This window comes from Bradyrhizobium sp. CCBAU 51627 (genome assembly GCF_028128765.1).
Lineage (GTDB): Bacteria > Pseudomonadota > Alphaproteobacteria > Rhizobiales > Xanthobacteraceae > Bradyrhizobium.
In genome coordinates this window covers 53121-73372 of the sequence record NZ_LBJG01000004.1, presented here as the reverse complement: position 1 = coordinate 73372, position 20252 = coordinate 53121, and the positions used below count along the sequence as shown (strand labels likewise).

Sequence of the window (20252 nt, the reverse complement as noted above, 5' to 3'; positions counted from 1 at the left end):
TTCGAATGCCGTCGGAATTAAGTTGCAAAGTGCGACAAAAGACTACCGCAAGTCGCGATTTGTCTCAAGGAAGCGGTAGGTTCCCCCGGCAAGACACGGAGATCAGGAATACCGCATCACGCCGTCGTCGATCCGGCCAAAGCGCAAGGAGACGATGTCGAGGGCATAGTTCTGGTAGAGTCGCCACGGCCGCTTCGAGCCCTGCTTCGGCATTTTTGCGACCGAGCGCTGCACATAGCCCGAGGTGAAATCGAGCGACGGCTGCGCGGTGATATCAGGGTCGTCATTGTGCGGCATGCACTGGCGGAAATTGTGCCGGTCCATGTAGTTGAGGAGCCGGCAGACATACTCGCATGTCAGGTCGCATTTGAGCGTCCAGGACGCGTTGGTGTAGCCGAAGGCCGACGCCATGTTCGGCACGTCGGCGTACATCATGCCCTTGTAGGTCAGTGTGTCGGCGAAATCGACGGCGCGGCCGTCGACGCTGACCTCGAGACCGCCGACGACCTGGAGCACCAAGCCCGTCGCCGTCACGATGATGTCAGCCGCAAGCTCGCTGCCGTCCTTCAAACGGATGCCGTCGTGGGTAAAGGTGTCGATCTCATTGGTGACGACGGCGGCCCGCTTTTCGCGGATGGCCCTAAACAGATCGCCGTCCGGCACGAGACAGAGCCGCTGGTCCCAGGGGTTGTAGCGTGGCGTGAAATGGGTGGCGATGTCGTAATCAGGCCCGAGTGCCATACGCACGCCGCCAAGGATGAGGTTCTTCACCTTGTCGGGCCGCCGCCGGCTCTGCTGGAAGAAGAACATCCCCCACATCACGTTGCGCCAGCGGATCAAATGATAGGCCAGCCGCGCCGGCAGATTGCGGCGCAATCTGTTGGCGACGGGATCCTGCGCCGGACGCGACACCACGTAGGTCGGCGAGCGTTGTAGCATGGTGACCTGCGCCGCTTTCCTGGCAAGCTCCGGCACCAGCGTCACCGCGGTCGCGCCCGAGCCGATCACGACGATGCGCTTGCCCGCGTAGTCGATGTCGTCGGTCCATTTCTGCGGATGCACGATCCGGCCGGAGAAATCCGCGACGCCCTTGAATTCCGGCGTGTAGCCCGCCTCGTATTTGTAATAGCCCGAGCACATGAACAGGAAATTGCAGGTGAAGCGCACGAGTTCCGTCATGCCCTCGCCGGTCGTGCGCTCGACCTCTACTGTCCAGCGCTCCTCAGGCGTCGACCACGCGGCGCGCTTGACGCGGTGGCGGAAGCGGATGTGCTTGTCGACGCCATTCTCGGCTGCCGTCTCGCGCACATAGTTCAGGATCTGCGGCCCGTCCGCGATCGCCTTCGGATCGGTCCACGGCTTGAAGGAATAGCCGAGCGTGAACATGTCGCTGTCGGAGCGGATACCGGGATAGCGGAACAGGTCCCAGGTGCCGCCGATACAGTCGCGCCCCTCCAGGATGACGTAGCTTTTGCCGCGGCACTTTGTCTGAAGATGATAGCCCGCGCCGATGCCTGATAGGCCGGCACCGACGATGAGCACGTCGAAATATTCCTCTTGAAGAACGCTCTTCATCGGATCTCCTCCCGAGCGGGATTGTCCGATCCTTGCAGCGGCCAGTCAACGGGCCACGCTGGAGGAATATGCTCGACGCTGCTCCATCGCCAGCGCGCCGAGCAATATGAACGGCGGGATGAAGAACAGCGGCCCGAAGGCCAACCCGCTCCATTTGGCAAGCGAGGCGGCCACTATGGGCAACAACAGAACCATTGCCGCGCCGGCATCGAACCAGTGGGCAGCGACCTGCGAGTGCGGCTGAGCGTTCTTGAGCCACACGACCGCAAATGCGCCAATCACGAGGTCGTAGTCCTGAAGATAGGGCGTGGCGAGACAGGTACCGACAACGACGAGAGCATTGCGAATGTGCACCGGATCATTACGCAACCAGCTCCAGCCAACGACCAATGCTGTCGCGAGCGCGAACAGCCCCTGCACTGCGTAGGACAATGCCACGCCTCCCCCCAGGCGCCGAACCGACACAAAGACCGAAACCATTCGGTGCCAGACGCCGGCGCCATCCTCGAGGATGACCGTGCGCAGCACCGAGACATTGTGCTGGTACTCGGCCCAGACGGCGGGACCGAAGACCACCACGCTGGCGGCGATGAGCAGGACCGCCGTGACGCCGGCTGCTATGACCACGCGCCAACGCCGGCCCGCGATCATCGCAACAGGAAGCATCAGTGCGAGGTGCGGCTTGTAGACCAGCAGCCCGAACAAAATTCCGGCAATCGTGGGCCGGCGATCGACCAGCAGCAGTCCCCCACCCATGACGGCCGCCGTCAGTGCACCATTTTGTCCGCCGATCGCATTGATGAACATTGCCGGCGCCGCGAGCGAGAGCAGCAACGCATTATCGGCGGCCGCCAGCTTCAAGGCACGATAGAAGCCATACCAGGTCGCCGCCAGCCAAGCGAAGAGCGCCGGGACATAAGGAACGAGCGCGAGCGGTGCCGTCAGCAGCAGAAGAACAGGTGGATAGGAATAGTGGTAAAAATCGATGTGCGGCCCGACCACCGAGGTCTCGAAGTCGTGAAAGGCGACGAAGTCGTAGACCTCGGCTGCACGGCCATGCAGGGCCAGATAAGCTCCTGACCAGTAGTTGATGAAGTCATCGCCAAACGGGCTGCGAATGCCATCCGTGAGATCGACGCGGGTTCGACCTAGCAGATTGATCACATAGCCGATCGCCGCGACCACGATCCAGCAACGCGCAACAAGACGCAGGCGGCTCGGATTGAACAGCTCCGTGCCAGTGGCCTGCGGCTGCGGCGCTCGAAATCTTTCCGGCTGATCTACAGATGTCATGGGATGGCGGGCCGCTCGCGGTGGTAACCGAGCATGCAACAAGGCCGTTAGGGCCTCGTTAACGACCGGCACCCCTTAAATGCCGGTCAAGGCCGTGCGACAGAAAGAAGGCCCCTGATCGCTCAGGGGCCTTTCCAATCTCAGTATCGATAGTGATCCGACTTGTACGGGCCTTCCTGTTTGACGCCGATATAGTCGGCCTGATCCTTGCGCAGCTCGGTGAGCTTGACGCCGATCTTGGCGAGGTGCAGGCGCGCAACCTTCTCGTCGAGCGTCTTCGGCAGCACGTAGACCTTCTTCTCGTACTTGCCGTCCTTGTTGTTGGCGAACAGCTCGATCTGCGCCAGCGTCTGGTTGGTGAAGGACGCCGACATCACGAAGGACGGATGACCCATCGCGTTGCCGAGGTTCACGAGACGGCCCTCCGACAGCATGATGATGCGGTGCTTGTCGGGGAATTCGATCTCGTCGACCTGCGGCTTGATGTTGGTCCACTTCAGATTGCGGAGCGCCGCGATCTGGATTTCGTTGTCAAAGTGGCCGATGTTGCAGACGATGGCGCGATCCTTCATCGCGCGCATGTGCTCGATCGTGATGATGTCCTTGTTGCCGGTCGCGGTGACGAAGATGTCGGCGCGGGGCGCGGCGTCTTCCATGGTCACGACCTCGTAGCCTTCCATCGCCGCCTGCAGCGCGCAGATCGGATCGACTTCCGACACCATCACGCGGCAGCCGGCCTGGCGCAGCGAGGCGGCCGAGCCCTTGCCGACGTCGCCGAAGCCCGCGACCATCGCCACCTTGCCCGAGAGCATGACGTCGGTGCCGCGACGGATGCCGTCGACCAGCGATTCACGGCAACCATAAAGGTTGTCGAACTTCGACTTGGTGACGCTGTCGTTGACGTTGATGGCAGGCCACAGCAGCGTGCCGGCCTTCTGCATGTCATAGAGACGATGCACGCCCGTGGTGGTCTCTTCGGAGACGCCCTTGATGCTCTCGGCGATCGCGGCGAAGTAGCCCTTCGGCTTCTCCTTGAGCTGCTTCTTCAGAAGCGCGAAGAAGACTTCCTCTTCTTCCGAGCCCGGCTTGTCCAGGAACGCGGTGTCGCCCTTCTCGGCGCGCAGTCCGAGATGGACGTACATGGTGGCATCACCACCGTCGTCGAGGATCATGTTCGGGTGACCGCCGCCGTGCCAGTCGAACAATTTGGCGGTGTAGTCCCAGTAATCCTTCAGCGTCTCGCCCTTGACGGCGAACACGGGAATGCCGGCGGCCGCGATCGCCGCGGCGGCGTGGTCCTGCGTCGAATAGATGTTGCAGGAGACCCAGCGGATGTCGGCGCCGAGTGCTGCCAGCGTCTCGATCAGCACGCCGGTCTGGATCGTCATGTGCAGGGAGCCGGCGATGCGCGCGCCCTTGAGCGGCTGCTTCGGGCCGAACTCCTCGCGGGTGGCCATCAGGCCGGGCATCTCGGTCTCGGCGAGCGAGAGCTCCTTGCGGCCGAAATCGGCGAGCGAAATGTCCTTGACGATGTAATCGGTGAAGCCGGGCTTCGCGTTCATTGGAGGTTCCTGTTTGTTTGGCTCGTCATTCCGGGGCGCTCTTGAAACGAGCGAGCCCGGAATCCGGAGGTTCGCGATTCCGGTGGGCCGCCGTCGGCGGCGCCCCGGAATGACGCAAGACTAGAGCGCGCGCTTGAGCGACTCGACGAGGTCGGTCTTCTCCCAGGAGAAACCGCCCTCATTGTCGGGCGTGCGGCCGAAATGGCCGTAGGCCGAGGTCCGCGCGTAGATCGGACGGTTGAGGTCGAGATGGCTGCGGATGCCGCGGGGCGTGAGGTCCATCGCCTGCGCCGCCGCCTTTTCGAGCTGATCCTCGGACACCTTACCGGTGCCATGGGTGTCGATGTAGATCGAGAGCGGCCGCGCCACGCCGATGGCGTAGGCGAGCTGCAAGGTGCAGCGATCGGCAAGACCGGCAGCCACGATGTTCTTGGCGACGTAGCGCGCAGCATAAGCCGCGGAGCGATCGACCTTGGTCGGATCCTTGCCGGAGAACGCGCCGCCGCCATGCGGAGCCGCTCCGCCGTAGGTATCGACGATGATCTTGCGGCCGGTCAGTCCAGTGTCGCCATCAGGACCGCCGATGAAGAACTTTCCGGTCGGATTGATGTGCCAGATCGTCTTCGGCGTGATCCAGTCCTTCGGCAGCGCCTCGCGGACGTAGGGCTCGACGATGTCGCGGATCTGCTTGGACGAGATATCCTCGACCAGATGTTGGTGCGACACCACGATCTCGCGCACGCCGACCGGCTTGCCGTTCTCGTACTGCACGGTGACCTGGCTCTTGGAGTCCGGACCCAGCACCTTCTCCTTGCCGGAGTGACGGGCCTCGGAGATGAGGCGAAGGATCTTGTGGGCGTAGAAGATCGGTGCCGGCATCAGGTCGGGCGTCTCGTTGGTGGCGTAGCCGAACATGATGCCCTGATCGCCCGCGCCTTCTTCCTTGACCTCGCCCGGCTGCAGCGCATCGACGCCCTGCGCGATGTCGGCCGACTGCGGGTGCAGGAGGATCTCGATGTCGGCCTTCTGCCAGTGGAAGCCTTCCTGCTCGTAGCCGATGTCCTTGATCGCTTCGCGCACGACGCTTTCGATCTGCTCGTTGGTCACCGATTTCGGACCGCGGGTCTCGCCGGCGATCACCACCTTGTTGGTGGTCGCCAGGGTCTCGCAGGCCGCGCGGATCTGCCACGGGTCGATGCCGGCTTTCGGCCCTTCGCGGTAGAACAGGTCGACGATTTCGTCGGAGATCCGGTCGCAGACCTTGTCCGGATGGCCTTCGGACACGGACTCGCTGGTGAAGAGATAGGACGCGCGCATCAAGAAACCCCTTTCCACCGCTACCGGCGGACGTTTGCGATGTTTACAGTTGGATTATGTCAATCACGCCGGCGCGAGATGACGTAGGATTCATCGAGAAACCAGAGCCCGTTGTACTTTCGCAGCACTTCCCTGGCGGCATCCAGAGTGCGGCCGTTTTGAGTCATATCTGTCAACCGGTCGTCCTCAATCTGAGCGACATACACCGCCGCATTCCACGCTGCAAAGGCTGTCGAGGTTCCGATCGTACCCGTCACCTCGTTGGGCAGCGCTTCCATATCATACCTGAAGATCGAACGGTTATCCGCGTAGGCATTAAAATTTAGGTCGCGGCCCAACGATCCGAGCTCGTACTTAACGGCTCGCAGTAGCTCATGACGGCTCACCGAGAAAGGATTTTCTCCGGGCCAGATCGCCTGGATCATTTCCATGCCGGGATCGTGACCATGGGAGTGAATACCGATCAGGCGACCGCCTGGCCGCAAAGCCCGCGCCAGGGGTGCAATGATCCGCTTGGCGCGGAAGTTGACCGAGGACAGGGCCCGGTATGGCTGGGAAGCGATAACGAGGTCGAAATTGGCCTCGGTCTGGCCCGGCCGCGGGATGGTCGAATCGAGCAGGAACCGGTGGTCCTCGCGGTAGAGCACCAGCACGACCGGCCGCTCGTACAGCGGCATGGCCGTACGCGGGCTGATCGCGGCACGCCAGTTCTGCTCCAGGAACGGCCGCAGCTCGGCGATCTGCTGCTCGAATTCACCCGATGAGGCGCCCCGCAGCGGGACCTCGTGCCAAACGGTGGCGGCGGCCGCGGCCGGCGATGCCGGCGTCAGCCACGGTGCCTCCGAGTAGAACATGTTGGTGAAGACGAAAACCGATGCCGGATGCTCGAAAATGCGGTCCGGCACCTTCTCCAGCGACAGGCGCAAGTCCTCAAGGCTGAGCTCCTTGCCGGCCACATAGAACGGCATGTGCGGATAGCGCTGATGCGTGGCGCGCAGCACACGCGCCAGCACCGTGCCGTCGCCGACGCCAGCGTCGAAAATGCGCAAAGCCGGAGGGCGCGGATGGATGGTGGAAAGCTCCAGCGCCACACGGTCGGCGATCACCCGCTTCTCGCTGCAGGTGTGGACGAACAGCAGATATTTCTGCCGGTTCTCGAAGAAGCGGAAATTGCCACGTGGGTCGCGCTTTTCTGGGGGCACCTGAAGCCCGCGCGGCGGCGGCAAGCCTCCACTCGTCGAGGCCGCGATATAGGCCTGGATCCGCTCCAGCGTATCGATGGTGATCCGCTTGCCCTCGCGCAGGCGGTGCACGAGCTTCCCATCATTCACCGCACGCCGGCCAAACGTCGATTCCGCCATGTCCGCCTTGCGGCAGAACTCCGTGATTTGGCTCAGGATTTCGTCGTTCTTCATATGTGGGACGGCGGTGGGCAGGAAAATTGGGACCTATCTCCTAACAAATTCTGCCCACCGATGGAATACCATTGCCTGCTTTACCCCACGCCTGATGCCGGGCGTGAACCCCAAGGTGCCACCAGGCAACCAACAAGCACTTCTCCTCAAGGAACCATCGCCATGCGCCGCCTGCTCGTCGCGCTCGCCCTGCTCGCCGCACCTCTGTGGTCGGCACCCGCATCAGCCCAATCGCGCAGTCAGCTCGGGCCGCTCTGCACGACCGAGACCACGCCGGCGGACCAGATGGTCGATGCCTGCACCAAGATCATCGCGTTGAAGGTGTTCAAGGGCGAGCAGCTCGCGACAGTCTATTTCTGGCGCGCGGTGGGCTGGAACAAGAAGGGCGATTACGCCAAGGTCATTACTGACGCTACCGAAGCGATCCGGTTGAAGCCGGGCCAGGCGGTCTACAATCTGAGGGGCTCGGCCTATTACGACAAGGGCGACTACGACATCGCGATCGCGGACTTCGACGATGCGCTGAAGCTCGGCGCGCCCAGCGGCATCATCTTCCACAACCGCGGCAACGCCTGGCGCAGCAAAGGCGACTACGCCAAGGCGATCGCCGACTACGACATGGCGATCAAGGCCGATCCGAGATCTGCGTTCTCGTTCCAGAACCGCGGCATCTCCAAGGAAGCGCTCGGCGATCTCGACGGCGCGCTCGCCGACCTCAACCAGGCGATCCGACTCGATCCGACACTGCCGCAGCCGCTGATCAACCGTACCGCGATCTGGCGCGCGAAGAACGATCTCGATCGCGCGATCGTCGACGGCAGCGAAGCGATCCGGCTCGCCAAGGACAAGCCGCCGGTCAACATCATGACGCCGCCGAACAGCGTGCTGATCTCCGCCTATACCCACCGCGCGCTGGCCTATGAGGCCAAGGGCGATTACGCGCATGCGCGCGACGACTATAAGGCGACGCTCGCGATCGTGGCGTCCGACGCCGGCAGCAAGGCCAATCAGGCCACCGCAAAGGTGCGGCTGTCACTGGTGACGGATGCGAATGCGCCAATCCCAGCCCCCTCGCCGACGGCGCAGCCCACAGCAGTTCCTGCCCCACCGCAGACGGGCACAGCATCCGTGCCTTCGCCTGCGCCGGCCGCTCGCAGCACCCGCATGGCGCTGGTGATCGGCAATGGCGCCTACCTGCATGTGAGGGCGCTGCCCAATCCGCCCAACGATGCGCGCGCTGTTGCCAAAAGCCTCCGCGACATCGGCTTCACGGTGTCGGAGGGCGTCGATCTCAACCGTGCCGCAATGCAGAAGATGACACGCGATTTTCTGCGCGAGGCAGCACGGGCGCAGGTGGCCCTGGTCTATTACGCCGGCCACGGCGTGCAGATCGACGGCCGCAACTATCTCATTCCCGTCGACGCCGAGCTGAAGGCAGGCAGCGGCATGACGGAAACGATGATCGACATGGACACCATCATGGCCGGCCTTGACGATCAGGTCCGTACCAATATTCTGATCTTCGATGCCTGCCGCAACAATCCGATGGCGCAGCAGGTCGCAAGCGCCGGCAGCAGCCGCGGCATCGAGGGTGCATCTGGCCTCGCCGCGCCGTCAAGCCTCGGATCCGGTGCAACGTTGGGAGCCGGCACGCTGATCGCCTTCGCGACAGCGCCAGGCCAGGTCGCGCTCGACGGCGAAGGCGCGAACTCGCCGTTCTCCGCCGCGCTGTCCCGCCACATCGGCACGCCGGGACTGGAAGTGCAGCAGATGCTGACGCGGGTGCGAGCCGAGGTGGTCTCAACCACGAAGAACAAGCAGGTGCCGTGGTCGAACTCGTCGCTGCTGGGCGAGGTCTATCTGGCGGAGAAGTGACGAAGCGCTTGCGCGTCGTCATCCCGGGATGGTGCGCAAGCACCAGACCCGGGATCTCGAGATTCCGGGTTCGCGCTAAGCGCACCCCGGAATGACACCCTATCTCAGTTGCCCCACACTTCCTTCGCGATCTCGACCGCAAGGCTGAGCTTGGCCCACTGCTCTTCCTCGGAGAGGATGTTGCCCTCTTCGGTCGAAGCAAAGCCGCATTGCGGCGACAGCGCGAGCTGCTCGAGCGGCGCGAACCTGGAGGCTTCCTCGAGACGACGCTTGATGTCGTCCTTTTTCTCGAGCTCGCCGAACTTCGAGGTGATGACGCCGACCACGACGACCTTGTTGCCCTTGGGCAGGAAGCGCAGTGGCTCGAACCCGCCGGCACGATCGCTGTCATACTCCAGGAAGTAGCCGTCGTAATTGGTCCCGGCGAGCATGGTCTCGGCCACGGGCTCGTAACCGCCCGAGGAAATCCAGGTCGAGCGGAAATTGCCGCGGCACACATGCGTCGTCACCACCATGTCGGCGGGCTTCTCGGCCAGCGCATAGTTGATGATGCGGGCGTAGATCTGTTGGAGACCGTCCGGATTATCCCCGCGCTCACGCGCCTTCTGTAATTCGTCCTGCGAGCAGAGATAGGCCCACACGGTGTCATCGAATTGGAGATAGCGGCAGCCGGCATCGTAGAACGCCTTCACCGCCTTGCGATAGGTCTTGCCGAGATCCTCGTAGAAGGCGTCGAGATCGGGGTAGACGTCCTTGGAGATCGACTTGCGGCCACCCCGGAAGTGCAGCACGGCCGGCGAGGGAATCGTCATCTTGGCGGTGACATGCGCCTGGTCGGCATACTTCTTCAGGAAGCGGAAGTGGTCCAGCATCGGATGGTTGTCGGGGAAGTCGAGCTTGTCGATCACCCGGACCGCGTCGTGGCGGGTCTGCACGCCAGCGAACTGGATGCCGGTGTCGGGATGGAACAGTTCGCAACCGGTAAGCTTGGCCAGGAAGTCGAAGTGCCACCAGGACCGGCGGAATTCGCCGTCGGTCGCGAGTTTCAGGCCGATCGAGGCCTGCTTGTGCACCACCTTTTCGATCTCCATGTCCTCGATCTTGCGCAGATCGTCGGCCGAGATCTCGCCCTTCTCGAGCTTTGCGCGGGCTTCCTTGATCTTGGCGGGACGCAGGAGGCTGCCGACTTCGTCGGCGCGGAAGGGGGCTCTGGTTCGCTGCATTCTTAACTCCCGTGTATTTTCTATAGCGTTGTCGAGCGAAGTAGGTACCGGCTCGTGTGAAGAAACGCGTTAGACAAGTCAGTGGGCCGCCGCCCCTGCGACCCCGAGATGTCGCTCCAGGACCGAGGGGTCGGCCTTCAGCGCTGCGCTCGGGGCATCGTGGACGATCGTTCCGCGCTCCAATATCACAACGCGGTCGGCGAGCCCCAGAATCTTTTGGGCATTCTGCTCGACGATGATCGAGCAGATGCCGCCGGCCCGGGTGATGGTGCCGATCGCCTTCAGCAGTTCCTCGACGATGATGGGGGCGAGGCCCTCGGTCGGCTCGTCCAGCAGCAAGACCTTCGGGTTGAGAGTGAGCGCGCGGCCGATCGCCAGCATCTGCTGCTCGCCGCCGGAGAGCTGGTTGCCGAAGTTGCTCCGCCGCTCCTTGAGCCGCGGGAACATCTCGTAGACTTTCCCGACCGTCCAGGGACCAGGCTGCGCCACCGCGGTCATATTCTCTTCCACCGTCAGCGAACGGAAGATGTTGCGCTCCTGCGGCACCCAGCCGATTCCGGCACGCGCCCGCTGGTCGGGTCGCATGGTCGTGACATCGGTGCCGGCAAGCCCGACAGTTCCGGAGAAGCGGCGGGTGACGCCGACGATGGAGTTGATCAGCGTGGTCTTGCCGGTGCCGTTGCGGCCCAGCAGCGCCAGCACCTGCCCTTCCGCCAGGCGCAGGGACATGTTGGGCAGGACCACCGCCTCGCCATAGCCGGCGCGCAGGGACTCGATCGCGAGCAGGTCAGACATTGACTGCCTCCTCGCCGAGATAGACTGCCTTCACTTGCGGATCGCGCGCGACTTGATCGGGGGGCCCCTCCGTGAGCAGCGCGCCGGAGACCAGCACCGAGATGCGGTCGGCGAACGAGAAAACGAGGTCCATGTCGTGCTCGATCAGCAGCACCGTGACGTCACGCGGCAGCGCGCCGACCACGGTGAGAATGTCGTGGCGCTCGCTCTCCGGCACGCCGGCGGCGGGCTCGTCGAGCAGCAGCACGCGCGGCTTGGCGGCGATCGCGACCGCAATCTCGAGCAGGCGTTGCTTGCCGTAAGGCAGCGTCACGGTCTGTTCGTTCATGACGTCGAGCAGATGGAAACGCGTCAGGAGATCGGCGATCTCGCCGTTCACGTCGCTCCGCGTGCCCATCCGCCGCCACCAGTCGCCGCCATGGCCGAGGCGTTCGGAGACGGCAAGGCCGATGGTTTCGAGCGGGGTCAGGTCGGGATAGAGCTGGTTGATCTGGAAGGTCCGCGACAGGCCGCGCAGCACGCGCTTGTGCACGGGCAGGTCGGTGATGTCCTGGCCTTCGAGTAAGATGCGGCCGGAGTTGGGCTTGAGCACGCCGGTAAGCTGGTTGATGACGGTGGTCTTGCCAGCGCCATTGGGCCCGATCAGCGCATGGCGGGCGCCCTGCTCGATTCTGAGCGACAGGTCGCGGGTGACGCGCAGGCCGCCGAACTGCTTTTCGAGGTTCTGGGTTTCGAGCGCGATGGTCATGCATCGCTCTCCGGCACGGCGACGACGGCTTTGCGTCCCATCACCTGCTTGATGATCAGGTTCGGCACGTAGAGCACCCAGCGATGCAGCCGCTGGCGGCCGACCAGCACGATGACGACCAGCACGAGGCCGATCCAGAACTGCCAGTACTGCGGGGTGATGGTCGAGAACACTTCCTGGAGCATCCGGAAGATCACAGCCCCGATCAGGCCGCCATAGAGATAGCCGGTGCCGCCGATGACGAGCACCAGCATCAGATCGGCGGATCGGTCGAAGGCGAACACGTCGAGCGAGGCGATCGCGGTGGTCTGGGTGAACAGCGCCCCCGCGATCCCGGCATAGAATGCGGCAATCGTGTAGATCGCGATAAGGCGGCGGTTCACGGGGATACCGATCGCTGCGGCACGCAGCGGATTGTTCTTGATCGCGCGCAGCGACAAGCCGAACGGCGAATGCACGATGCGGCGCGCAAGAAGGAACAGAATGAACAGCACGGCCAGCGAATAGAAGAAGCCGGCCTTGCCGAACATGTCGAACGTGATCGCGCCGAGGATCGGCTGCATCTCGATGCCTTGCAGGCCGTCGGTGCCGCCGGTGATGTTGGAGAAACGCTCGGCGAGCGCCTCCAGCAGCAGCGCGATACCGAGCGTCACCATCAACCTGGTCAAGTCGACGCCACGGATCACCAGGAAGCTGGTGGCGAAGCCGAGCACCATCGCGGCAAGCCCAGCGGCGATCAGCGCCAGCACCGGTTCGTTGATGATGCCGTGCAGAGCCAGCAAGCCCGCGGCATAGGCGCCGACGCCGAAGAAGGCGGCATGGCCGAGCGAGACGATGCCGGCGTAGCCGAGGATGAGGTCGAGCGACATCGCAAACAGGGCCAGCCGCAGGATGTCGGTCATGATCAGATAGCGCGACGGAAACAGAAAGCCGCAAGCAAGCACAACGAGCCAGAAGGCGGCCTCGCCATAGTGCCAGCGCGCCTGCCGCTGGGCGTGATAACCGACGTCGGACGAAGCGTTCATCGGCAGACTCAACGGGCGGCCGTCCGGCCGAACAGGCCGTTCGGGCGCCAGATCAGGATCACGATCATCATGGTGTAGATCACGAAGGGGCCCATCTTCGGCACGTAATACTTGCCGGCGACGTCGCCGATGCCGAGCAGGAGCGAGGCCAAAAATGGTCCTGTGATCGAGGACGAGCCGCCGACGGTGACCACGATCAAGAAGTAGATCATGAACTTCAGGGGAAAGTACGGATCGAGGCCAAGTATTTCGGCGCTCAGTGCACCGCCGAGGCCGGCGAGACCGCAACCAAAGGCAAAGGTGAAGGCGAACACCTGCGGCACATTGATGCCAAGGCCACTCGCAGCGCGGGGATCATCGACGGCAGCGCGCAACCGGCTCCCGAACCGCGTCTTGGCCAGCACCATCTGCAGACCGATGGTGAGCAGACCGCAGATCACGATGATCATGAGCCGGTAGCGGCCAATGCCGACGCCGAACAGGTCGAACTGGCCCTGCAGCGCGGCCGGCAGGTTGATGAACACCCGCGAGGAACCCTGAATGTAGTCGACCGCCGCGACCGACATAAAAGTCAGGCCGATGGTGAACAGCACCTGGTCGAGATGGCTGCGCGCATAGAGGTGTCGGTAGAGCACTCGCTCGAGCACAATGCCGATCACCGCGGACGAGACGAAGGCGAGCGGCAAGGCAGCGAAGAATGGCCAACCGTGCTGATTCACCAGCAGCATGCAGACATAGCCACCGGCCATGGCGAAGGCGCCATGGGCGAGGTTGACGAAGTTCATCAGGCCAAGCGTGACCGCAAGCCCGCAAGCGAGCACGAACAGCAGCATGCCATACGCAACGCCATCGAACAGGTTGGTGAGGATTGAGGTCATCGTCTCAGCTTGGAGTTGGTCGTCATGGCCGGCTCGTCCCGGCCATCCACGGTTTGTTTCGGCTCTCGCGTGGATGCCCGGGTCAAGCCGGGGCATGACGAGAGCGTTGGCGAGATCCCGGGTTCTCGCGAAGCGCGCCCCGGGGATGACGCGCTTTCGCGCGTCACTTCTTGGTCTTGCCGAGATCCTTGACGGCTTCGAAGGTCTGGAATTCGACGTTATAGAGTTCGCCGTCGACCTTCTCGACCTTGCGAATATAGACGTTCTGGATGATGTCGCGCGTCTCCGGATCGATCGAGATCGGACCGCGCGGGCTCTCCCACTTCTGACCCTTCATGGCTTCGACCAGCTTGGTCCCGTCGGTGTCGCCATTGGTCTTCTTGAGCGCCTCGTAGATCAGGTGAATGCCGTCATAGCCGCTCACGGCCATGAAGCCCGGACGGTTGCCGAAGGCTTTCTTGTAGGCCGCGACGAAGTCCTTGTTCATCTGCGAGGGATGCGCCGCCGAATAGATATGCGCGGTCACGGTGCCGAGCACGGCGTCGCCCATATTGTTGAGCAGGTCGTCGTCGGTGACGTCGCCGGGGCCGATTACCTTGATGCCGGCCTTGTCGAGGCCGCGCTCGGCATATTGCTTCATGAAGTTGCCACCCTGGCCCGCCGGCACGAACACGAAGATCGCGTCGGGCTTGGCATCCTTCATGCGCTGCAGAAACGGCGCGAAGTCAGGATTGGCAAGCGGCGTCTTGACCTCTTCGACCACCTGGCCACCACCGGCAGTGAAGTGCTCCTTGAAGAAGTTGAGCGCGTCATTGCCCGGCGCGTAGTCAGAGGTCAGCGTTGCCACCTTCTTGATGCCGTTCTTCACCGCCCAGTCACCGATGATGGTCGAGGACTGCGCGAGCGTGAAGCTGGTGCGCACGATGTAGGGCGAGCGCTCGGTGATGATGGAGGTGCCGGCTGCCATGACGACTTCCGGAATCTTCGCCTGCGTCGCCAGCGGCGCGGCCGCGAGCGCTGCCGGCGTGACGCCGAAGCCGCCGATGAAATTGACCTTGTCGTTGACGATCAGTTCCTGCGCGGCAGTCTTGGTCTTGTCCGGAATCGCCGCATCGTCCTTGACGATGATCTCGATCTTCTTGCCGGCGACGGTGTCGCCATTCTGCTGCATGTAGAGCTTGATCGCGTTCTCGATTTGCTTGCCGGTCGAAGCCTGGCCGCCGGTCATCGGCAGGATCATGCCTACCTTGACGGTGTCTTCCGCCTTGGCCGGTGCGAGGGCCGCAAGGCCGGCAATGGCGGCAAATGCGGCCGCCCGAGAAAACGTTTTGCGTTCGAACATCAGATGTCCCTCCCCTTCATTCCTAACCGCTTGTGCGCCAGACCGAGTGCCCGGTCCTTGCCTCACTTTAACCCACGCGCGAGCGATGTCGCACGTCACATGGCGTCTTTCGCGCCCTCATTGTCAATCGGACGTTTGGCGACCGTTCGGCACAAGCCGCACGTCCGATCACTAAGCGTGGAAAGCGATTGCGTGGTTACGTTAGGGTAACCCGACATCCACGATCTTGGGCCGCGTTCATTTGTACGAATGTACAAATAAAATGGACCTGTCAACGAAAAAGCCCGTTGCCGTGCAACTCGATGGCCGCGAGCCGAGGCTCGCAGTCTAGGAATCCGGCCGGTAGCGTGGATGGAGGATTTCGTCTTTCATTTGCATGATTCAGACATCGGTAGCCGGCGCGTGCGTAACGTTTGGTATTTTTATACCTATCTCGAATAAGCCAATTTTACCCTGTTGAAGGCTACCGTTCCGCTACGCCGATCGTTCGGCGTCCGGTCCCTCGTCCAGATTGCAGCGCGCCCGAAAAATGCCCAGACCTTTCCGCTCCATCGTGTCGCTGCTCGTACTCGCCGCAGGGCTGTCCGGCTGCGGCACGGTCAATGAAAAACTCTCGGCCGGCATGGGCGACTACCTTCCGCAATGGGCCGGCGGGCTGCCGGCAGACGCGCCGCCCCGGCCGGGCACCCCGCAATACGACGCCTACATGAAAGAGCGCGAGCGCAAGCGGCTTATGCCGGCGGCCGACCGCGAGAAGAATGAGCAGGCACAGAAGGGCGCGGCCGGATCGACCTCGGGCGAGGCGGTGCGTTGAAACGCAGGCTCTCATTCCGGGGCGCCTCGCAGAGGCGAACTATGGTGCGCAATTGCGCACCTGAGAATCTCGAGGTTCCGGATTCGCGCTTCGCGCGCTCCGGAACGACACGCCATCAGTCCACGAACACCACAGTCTTGCGTCCGTTGAGGATGACGCGGTCGTCGAGGTGATAGCGGATCGCACGTGCAAGCACGCGTCGCTCGATATCGCGACCCTTGCGGACGAGGTCCTCCGGCGTATCGCGATGGCTAATGCGCTCGACGTCCTGGTCGATGATCGGCCCCTCGTCGAGATCGCGCGTGACGTAGTGGGCGGTGGCGCCGATCAGCTTCACGCCACGCTCATGGGCCTGGTGATAGGGCTTTGCGCCCTTGAAACCCGGCAGGAACGAGTGATGGATGTTGATGCAGCGTCCCGACAGCTTTGCCGACAGATCGTCCGACAGGATCTGCATGTAGCGGGCGAGCACCACGAGATCGGTGCCGGTCGTGGCGACGAGATCAAGGATCTGCGCCTCCTGCTCGCTCTTGGTTTCCTTGGTGACGGGCAGATAGTGGAACGGGATCCCGCCGAAATCGAGCCCGGCATAGACCTCGCGCGGATGGTTGGAAACGATCGCGGCAAGGGTCATCGGCAATTCGCCCGTCCGCCAACGATAGAGGATGTCGACCAGGCAGTGATCGGACTTCGACACCAGCAGCATCACCTTGCGATGCGCGGCGCGGTCGCGCATCTGCCACTCCATGCCGAAGCGCTCCGCAATCGCGGCGAAGCTGGTCTGGAGCGCAGACAGTTCCACGGCGAGATCGGCCGCGGTGAACACCACGCGCATGAAGAATTTCCCGGTCTCGACGTCGTCGAACTGCTGGGCGTCGAGAATGTTCTGTCCGGAGTTCGCCAGGAAGGTCGACACCGCCGAAACGATGCCGGGACGATCAGGACAGGACAGGGTCAGAACATATTGATGATCGGGCATGACTGTTGAGGAAATGGCTCTTGATCAAGGTTTGTGCAGCGGTGCGCGGAACGACCCGCGATTTGCGCCCTGCTCTAGCACCGACGCGAGCCTTGCGCCAATCCCGACCACGGAGTCAGGATGAATGGACCATTGCGATCTTGACTGACCGGAGCACGCCCATGGCCGACCGTCTGAACGGCACTCGCATCCTGATCCTGGAAACCCGCGAGGAGGCGCAGTTCTCAAAGCTCCTCGCCGAGCAAGGCGCCGAAGTCGTGCAATGCCCGATGTTCACCATCGAGGATGCGCCGGATCCCGCCCCGGTCGAAGCCTGGATCCGCCGCGCCATCGACAAGCCGTTCGATGACCTCGTGCTGATGACCGGCGAAGGTCTGCGGCGGATCATGAAACTCGCGCGCGCTCGGGGGCTCGACCAGGCCCTGGTCACTGCGCTGGCCAAATCGCGAAAATTCACACGCGGACCGAAGCCCGGCAAGGCACTGCGCGAGATCGCTCTGGAGGCGCAGCAGACCACGGAGAAGCCGACCACCGAGGGCGTGATCGAGATGCTGGGCAAGCTCGATTTGAAGGGGCACCGCCTCGGCCTCCAGCTTTACCCGGACAAGGACCACAGCGCGCTCACTGGCGCGCTCACCGCGCAAGGCGCCGAGGTGGATTCGGTGCTGCCTTATGCCTATGACTCAAAGGCTGCGGATGCCAACATCGTTGCCGCCATCGACGACATGGCGGAAGGGAGAATCGATTCCATCGCGCTGACCAATCTCGGCCAGGTCCGCCGGCTGTTCGAGGCAGCCAAGGCGCATGGCAGCGAGGCAAAGCTGCGCGCGGGATTCGAACGGACACTGATCGCATCAGTTGGGCCGGCCGTTTCCGGCGAACTCGCCGCGCATGGCTTGCGTACCGACATCTCGCCTGCGGATGGGGCCTATTTCATGCGCCCGCTGATCTCGGCCATGGCCGCGACGCTCGCGGAACGGAAACGCGGAGCGGCGGTGAGATAGGAGCGGAGCGCAGGGGCGGCCCGCAACTGCTGCGATTGACACGCGGATCGTCAGAGCTACGTTGCCTGACGGTAAGAAGAAACAGCAAGGGCAAGGAAATCGCCGTGACACGCGTCATCGCGTCGTGAGCACAACCGCGCGGCGTTCGGCGCTCGCACCATTCCGCATCCGCAACTATCGTTTCCAGTGGCCGTCCGACCTGCTCACCTCCTGGGCGTTCGAGATCGAGACGCTGGTGCTCGGCTGGTACATCCTGGTCGAGACCGGCTCGGTGCTGCTGCTGACCATTCTGGCGTCGCTGCAATATCTGGGAACGCTGATTGCTCCAGTGCTCGGAATGGTCGGCGACCGCATCGGTCACCGCGACCTCCTGGTCATGCTGCGCCTCACTTACACGGTCCTCGCCTCGACCATCATGGTGCTGGCGCTGACCGGCCATCTGTCCCCGCTCAAGGTGATGATCATCGTGACGATCATGGGCCTGATCCGCTCCTCGGATCTCGGCCTTCGCAGCGCGCTTCTCGCCGACATCATGCCGGCCGAGCTGCTCGTGGGAGCGATCAGCCTGTCGCGCACGACCCAGGACAGCGCGCGCATCGCCGGAGCGCTGACGGGGGCCGGACTGTTTGCGATATTTGGCATCGGCAAGGTCTATATGGTGATTGCCTGCCTCTATGTCGTGGCCGCGATTCTCATGCTGAGCCTGACCCGACCGGCGAAGTCCGCCGAGCACCGCCCGGTGGAGAGCCATTCGGGCTCGCGGCTGCTGCGCGATCTCAAGGAAGGCATCGTGTATTCCTGGAACGGGCCGGCCATGCTGGCAGCGCTTTGCGTCGCATTCCTGACCAATCTCACCGCGTTTCCGCTGACGAATGGATTGCTGCCCTACATCGCGCGCGACATCTTTCATACCGACCAGACCGGCCTCGGTTACCTCTCGGCGAGTTTCGCCCTGGGCTCGCTGATCGGCTCCGTCACGCTCAGCCTGGTCAGCGGCCTGCGCATTGCCAGGCTCCTGATCGGCGCAACATTGGCCTGGTACACGCTGCTGCTGGTGTTCGTCGAGATCAGGACCATGCCGGTGGCCATGGCCTGCCTTGTGCTGGCCGGCACCGCCCAGAGCATGTCGATGATCTCAGCCGCCGTGATCCTGATGCGCACCGCCAGCGCGCACCTGCGCGGCCGCGTCATGGGGGTGCGCATGATGGTGATCTACGGCCTGCCGATCGGATTGCTCGCGGCCGGCAGCCTGATCGACATCATCGGCTATTCGGCAACGGGGTCGCTCTATGCCGCCGCGGGCTTCATCGCGATGCTGGCCATCGCCATCCGCTGGCGCGCCGACCTCTGGCCGGTGCATGCGCCCGCCAACGCGCACTAGAGCCTTTCCCGTTCCGATGAATCGGAAAGGGAAAAGCTCTAGATTGTTGTTTTAGACGCGTTTTCTTCGCGAACAGCTATCCACTTCGCTCGAAAACGCTCTAATCCCCGTATCCGCGCAGCCGCTCGACATCGAGGATGGTGACGCCGCCATACTCCAGCCGCAGCAGCCCCTCCTTCTCCAGCCGGTTCAAGGCGCGGTTGGCGTTCTGGCGCGACATGCCGGAGAGCGCTCCGATCTCCTCCTGGGTGATCTCCAGATGCGCGGTCGATTCCGGATAAAGGATGGGGTTGAAAAGCGAGGCAATGCTCCGGGCAAGGCGAGCGGTTGCATCGAGCGTACGGTTGACCTCGAGCATGCCGATGAACTGACCGAGCCGCTCGTTGAGCTGGCGTACCAGGAAGCGGTTGAAGCCGACGCTGTTCTCGAACAGCCACATGAAGGCCGAGCGCTCCATCAACGCGACGCGGCTGTCGCGCAGCGCGACCACATCGTAGCGGCGCAACTCGTTCTTGAGGACGCTGCCCTCTCCGAACCAGGCGCCGGCGGTGAGCCCGGCAAGGCTGGTCTCCTTGCCGTCGCGCGAGACCCCGCCCATCCGGGCGAGGCCACTCACCATGCCCGCCCAATAGTCGAATTTGTCGCCGCGCATGAACACGGTTTCGCCAGTGCCGTAGGACCGCTCGGTGATTCCCGTGCGGGCGACCTCGATCTCCGCTGGCGTGAGCTCGCGCGACCAGGCGGCGACGCGCCTCAGTTGATCCTCTGAAATCATGATCGAGAGGCCAGTCGCACCGTTTCGTCACTCCATCTTTCTGTTGCATTGCAACATGATCGCTCCAGCCACCATCCTACGAAAGAAGGAGACGCGGCCGCCGAAAAAACTTTGTCGCAGAATTGTCGGGCGGGAGACATTTTAAAATAGCGCTTTCCCCTATTGAGAACCACCTCGGGCGATGCGGCTTTTGATCCCCAGCAGGGACGAAAGATGAGCGGCTCCGGTCGGGACCATGTGCTGCATGGCCT

General features: G+C 63.1%; 17 protein-coding genes. 4 read left to right on the top strand and 13 right to left on the bottom strand.

All coding sequences use genetic code 11. The features are described from left to right. Positions 1–102: 102 nt before the first annotated feature. The 5 genes from XH88_RS02055 to XH88_RS02035 all read right to left on the bottom strand — a co-directional run bounded on the left by XH88_RS02055 (position 103) and on the right by XH88_RS02035 (position 7162). Positions 103–1575, bottom strand: a complete 1473-nt coding sequence (locus XH88_RS02055) for a flavin-containing monooxygenase (protein ID WP_271613754.1) — start codon at positions 1573–1575, stop codon at positions 103–105. Positions 1576–1620: 45 nt separating this feature from the next. After that, positions 1621–2868 carry a glycosyltransferase family 87 protein gene (locus XH88_RS02050; RefSeq protein WP_271613753.1) on the bottom strand — a complete coding sequence of 416 codons (1248 nt, stop codon included), beginning with the start codon at positions 2866–2868 and terminating at the stop codon, positions 1621–1623. 140 nt (positions 2869–3008) lie between these two features. After that, entirely contained in the window at positions 3009–4430 is a 1422-nt protein-coding gene (ahcY, locus tag XH88_RS02045) for an adenosylhomocysteinase (protein ID WP_271613752.1), read from the bottom strand. Between the two features lie 120 nt (positions 4431–4550). Next, positions 4551–5747, bottom strand: a complete 1197-nt coding sequence (gene metK, locus XH88_RS02040; RefSeq protein ID WP_271613777.1) for a methionine adenosyltransferase — start codon at positions 5745–5747, stop codon at positions 4551–4553. Between the two features lie 59 nt (positions 5748–5806). Continuing rightward, positions 5807–7162, bottom strand: coding sequence for a hypothetical protein (locus XH88_RS02035; RefSeq protein WP_271613751.1), 1356 nt, complete (start codon positions 7160–7162; stop codon positions 5807–5809). Positions 7163–7324: 162 nt separating this feature from the next. Between XH88_RS02035 and XH88_RS02030 the strand changes: the two genes are divergently transcribed. After that, the gene (locus XH88_RS02030) at positions 7325–9037 is read left to right on the top strand and encodes a caspase family protein (RefSeq protein ID WP_271613750.1); all 1713 of its coding nucleotides are present in this window, start codon (positions 7325–7327) and stop codon (positions 9035–9037) included. Positions 9038–9141: 104 nt separating this feature from the next. Here the strand turns inward: XH88_RS02030 and XH88_RS02025 are convergent, their stop codons facing one another. The 6 genes from XH88_RS02025 to XH88_RS02000 all read right to left on the bottom strand — a co-directional run bounded on the left by XH88_RS02025 (position 9142) and on the right by XH88_RS02000 (position 15048). Further along, the gene (locus tag XH88_RS02025; RefSeq protein ID WP_271613749.1) at positions 9142–10260 is read right to left on the bottom strand and encodes a cobalamin-independent methionine synthase II family protein; all 1119 of its coding nucleotides are present in this window, start codon (positions 10258–10260) and stop codon (positions 9142–9144) included. A gap of 78 nt (positions 10261–10338) precedes the next feature. Continuing rightward, positions 10339–11055 carry an ABC transporter ATP-binding protein gene (locus tag XH88_RS02020; RefSeq protein ID WP_271613748.1) on the bottom strand — a complete coding sequence of 239 codons (717 nt, stop codon included), beginning with the start codon at positions 11053–11055 and terminating at the stop codon, positions 10339–10341. Next, a complete protein-coding gene (locus XH88_RS02015; protein WP_271613747.1) occupies positions 11048–11803 on the bottom strand; it encodes an ABC transporter ATP-binding protein in 756 nt (251 codons plus the stop codon). Before XH88_RS02015 ends, XH88_RS02020 begins: the two co-directional genes overlap by 8 nt. Next, entirely contained in the window at positions 11800–12828 is a 1029-nt protein-coding gene (locus XH88_RS02010; RefSeq protein WP_271613746.1) for a branched-chain amino acid ABC transporter permease, read from the bottom strand. The genes XH88_RS02015 and XH88_RS02010 overlap by 4 nt, the downstream gene beginning before the upstream one ends. 8 nt (positions 12829–12836) lie before the next feature. Beyond that, positions 12837–13706 (bottom strand): branched-chain amino acid ABC transporter permease, encoded by an 870-nt coding sequence (locus XH88_RS02005; protein WP_271613745.1) that lies wholly within the window; start codon positions 13704–13706, stop codon positions 12837–12839. Positions 13707–13869: 163 nt separating this feature from the next. After that, positions 13870–15048 carry an ABC transporter substrate-binding protein gene (locus XH88_RS02000; protein ID WP_271613744.1) on the bottom strand — a complete coding sequence of 393 codons (1179 nt, stop codon included), beginning with the start codon at positions 15046–15048 and terminating at the stop codon, positions 13870–13872. A 529-nt stretch (positions 15049–15577) separates the two neighbouring features. Here XH88_RS02000 and XH88_RS01995 point away from each other — a divergent pair. Next, entirely contained in the window at positions 15578–15862 is a 285-nt protein-coding gene (locus XH88_RS01995) for a hypothetical protein (protein WP_271613743.1), read from the top strand. A 115-nt stretch (positions 15863–15977) separates the two neighbouring features. Here XH88_RS01995 and purU read toward each other — a convergent pair whose 3' ends face one another. Next, complete coding sequence (purU, locus tag XH88_RS01990) at positions 15978–16841, bottom strand: formyltetrahydrofolate deformylase (RefSeq protein ID WP_271613742.1); 864 nt, start codon at positions 16839–16841, stop codon at positions 15978–15980. 161 nt (positions 16842–17002) lie between these two features. On the opposite strand from purU, the gene XH88_RS01985 reads away from it, so the two are divergent. Then, positions 17003–17845 carry a uroporphyrinogen-III synthase gene (locus XH88_RS01985; RefSeq protein WP_271613741.1) on the top strand — a complete coding sequence of 281 codons (843 nt, stop codon included), beginning with the start codon at positions 17003–17005 and terminating at the stop codon, positions 17843–17845. Positions 17846–17969: 124 nt separating this feature from the next. Beyond that, complete coding sequence (locus tag XH88_RS01980) at positions 17970–19226, top strand: MFS transporter (RefSeq protein ID WP_271613740.1); 1257 nt, start codon at positions 17970–17972, stop codon at positions 19224–19226. Positions 19227–19326: 100 nt separating this feature from the next. Here XH88_RS01980 and XH88_RS01975 read toward each other — a convergent pair whose 3' ends face one another. Beyond that, positions 19327–20001, bottom strand: coding sequence for a Crp/Fnr family transcriptional regulator (locus XH88_RS01975; protein WP_271613739.1), 675 nt, complete (start codon positions 19999–20001; stop codon positions 19327–19329). Positions 20002–20252 lie beyond the last annotated feature (251 nt).

Excerpts from the sequence above, each read along its gene's own strand:
- XH88_RS02055 (WP_271613754.1), bottom strand. The coding sequence starts at position 1,575 with ATGAAGAGCGTTCTTCAAGAGGAATATTTCGACGTGCTCATCGTCGGT.
- XH88_RS02050 (WP_271613753.1), bottom strand. The coding sequence starts at position 2,868 with ATGACATCTGTAGATCAGCCGGAAAGATTTCGAGCGCCGCAGCCGCAG.
- ahcY (WP_271613752.1), bottom strand. The coding sequence starts at position 4,430 with ATGAACGCGAAGCCCGGCTTCACCGATTACATCGTCAAGGACATTTCG.
- metK (WP_271613777.1), bottom strand. The coding sequence starts at position 5,747 with ATGCGCGCGTCCTATCTCTTCACCAGCGAGTCCGTGTCCGAAGGCCAT.
- XH88_RS02035 (WP_271613751.1), bottom strand. The coding sequence starts at position 7,162 with ATGAAGAACGACGAAATCCTGAGCCAAATCACGGAGTTCTGCCGCAAG.
- XH88_RS02030 (WP_271613750.1), top strand. The coding sequence starts at position 7,325 with ATGCGCCGCCTGCTCGTCGCGCTCGCCCTGCTCGCCGCACCTCTGTGG.
- XH88_RS02025 (WP_271613749.1), bottom strand. The coding sequence starts at position 10,260 with ATGCAGCGAACCAGAGCCCCCTTCCGCGCCGACGAAGTCGGCAGCCTC.
- XH88_RS02020 (WP_271613748.1), bottom strand. The coding sequence starts at position 11,055 with ATGTCTGACCTGCTCGCGATCGAGTCCCTGCGCGCCGGCTATGGCGAG.
- XH88_RS02015 (WP_271613747.1), bottom strand. The coding sequence starts at position 11,803 with ATGACCATCGCGCTCGAAACCCAGAACCTCGAAAAGCAGTTCGGCGGC.
- XH88_RS02010 (WP_271613746.1), bottom strand. The coding sequence starts at position 12,828 with ATGAACGCTTCGTCCGACGTCGGTTATCACGCCCAGCGGCAGGCGCGC.
- XH88_RS02005 (WP_271613745.1), bottom strand. The coding sequence starts at position 13,706 with ATGACCTCAATCCTCACCAACCTGTTCGATGGCGTTGCGTATGGCATG.
- XH88_RS02000 (WP_271613744.1), bottom strand. The coding sequence starts at position 15,048 with ATGTTCGAACGCAAAACGTTTTCTCGGGCGGCCGCATTTGCCGCCATT.
- XH88_RS01995 (WP_271613743.1), top strand. The coding sequence starts at position 15,578 with ATGCCCAGACCTTTCCGCTCCATCGTGTCGCTGCTCGTACTCGCCGCA.
- purU (WP_271613742.1), bottom strand. The coding sequence starts at position 16,841 with ATGCCCGATCATCAATATGTTCTGACCCTGTCCTGTCCTGATCGTCCC.
- XH88_RS01985 (WP_271613741.1), top strand. The coding sequence starts at position 17,003 with ATGGCCGACCGTCTGAACGGCACTCGCATCCTGATCCTGGAAACCCGC.
- XH88_RS01975 (WP_271613739.1), bottom strand. The coding sequence starts at position 20,001 with ATGATTTCAGAGGATCAACTGAGGCGCGTCGCCGCCTGGTCGCGCGAG.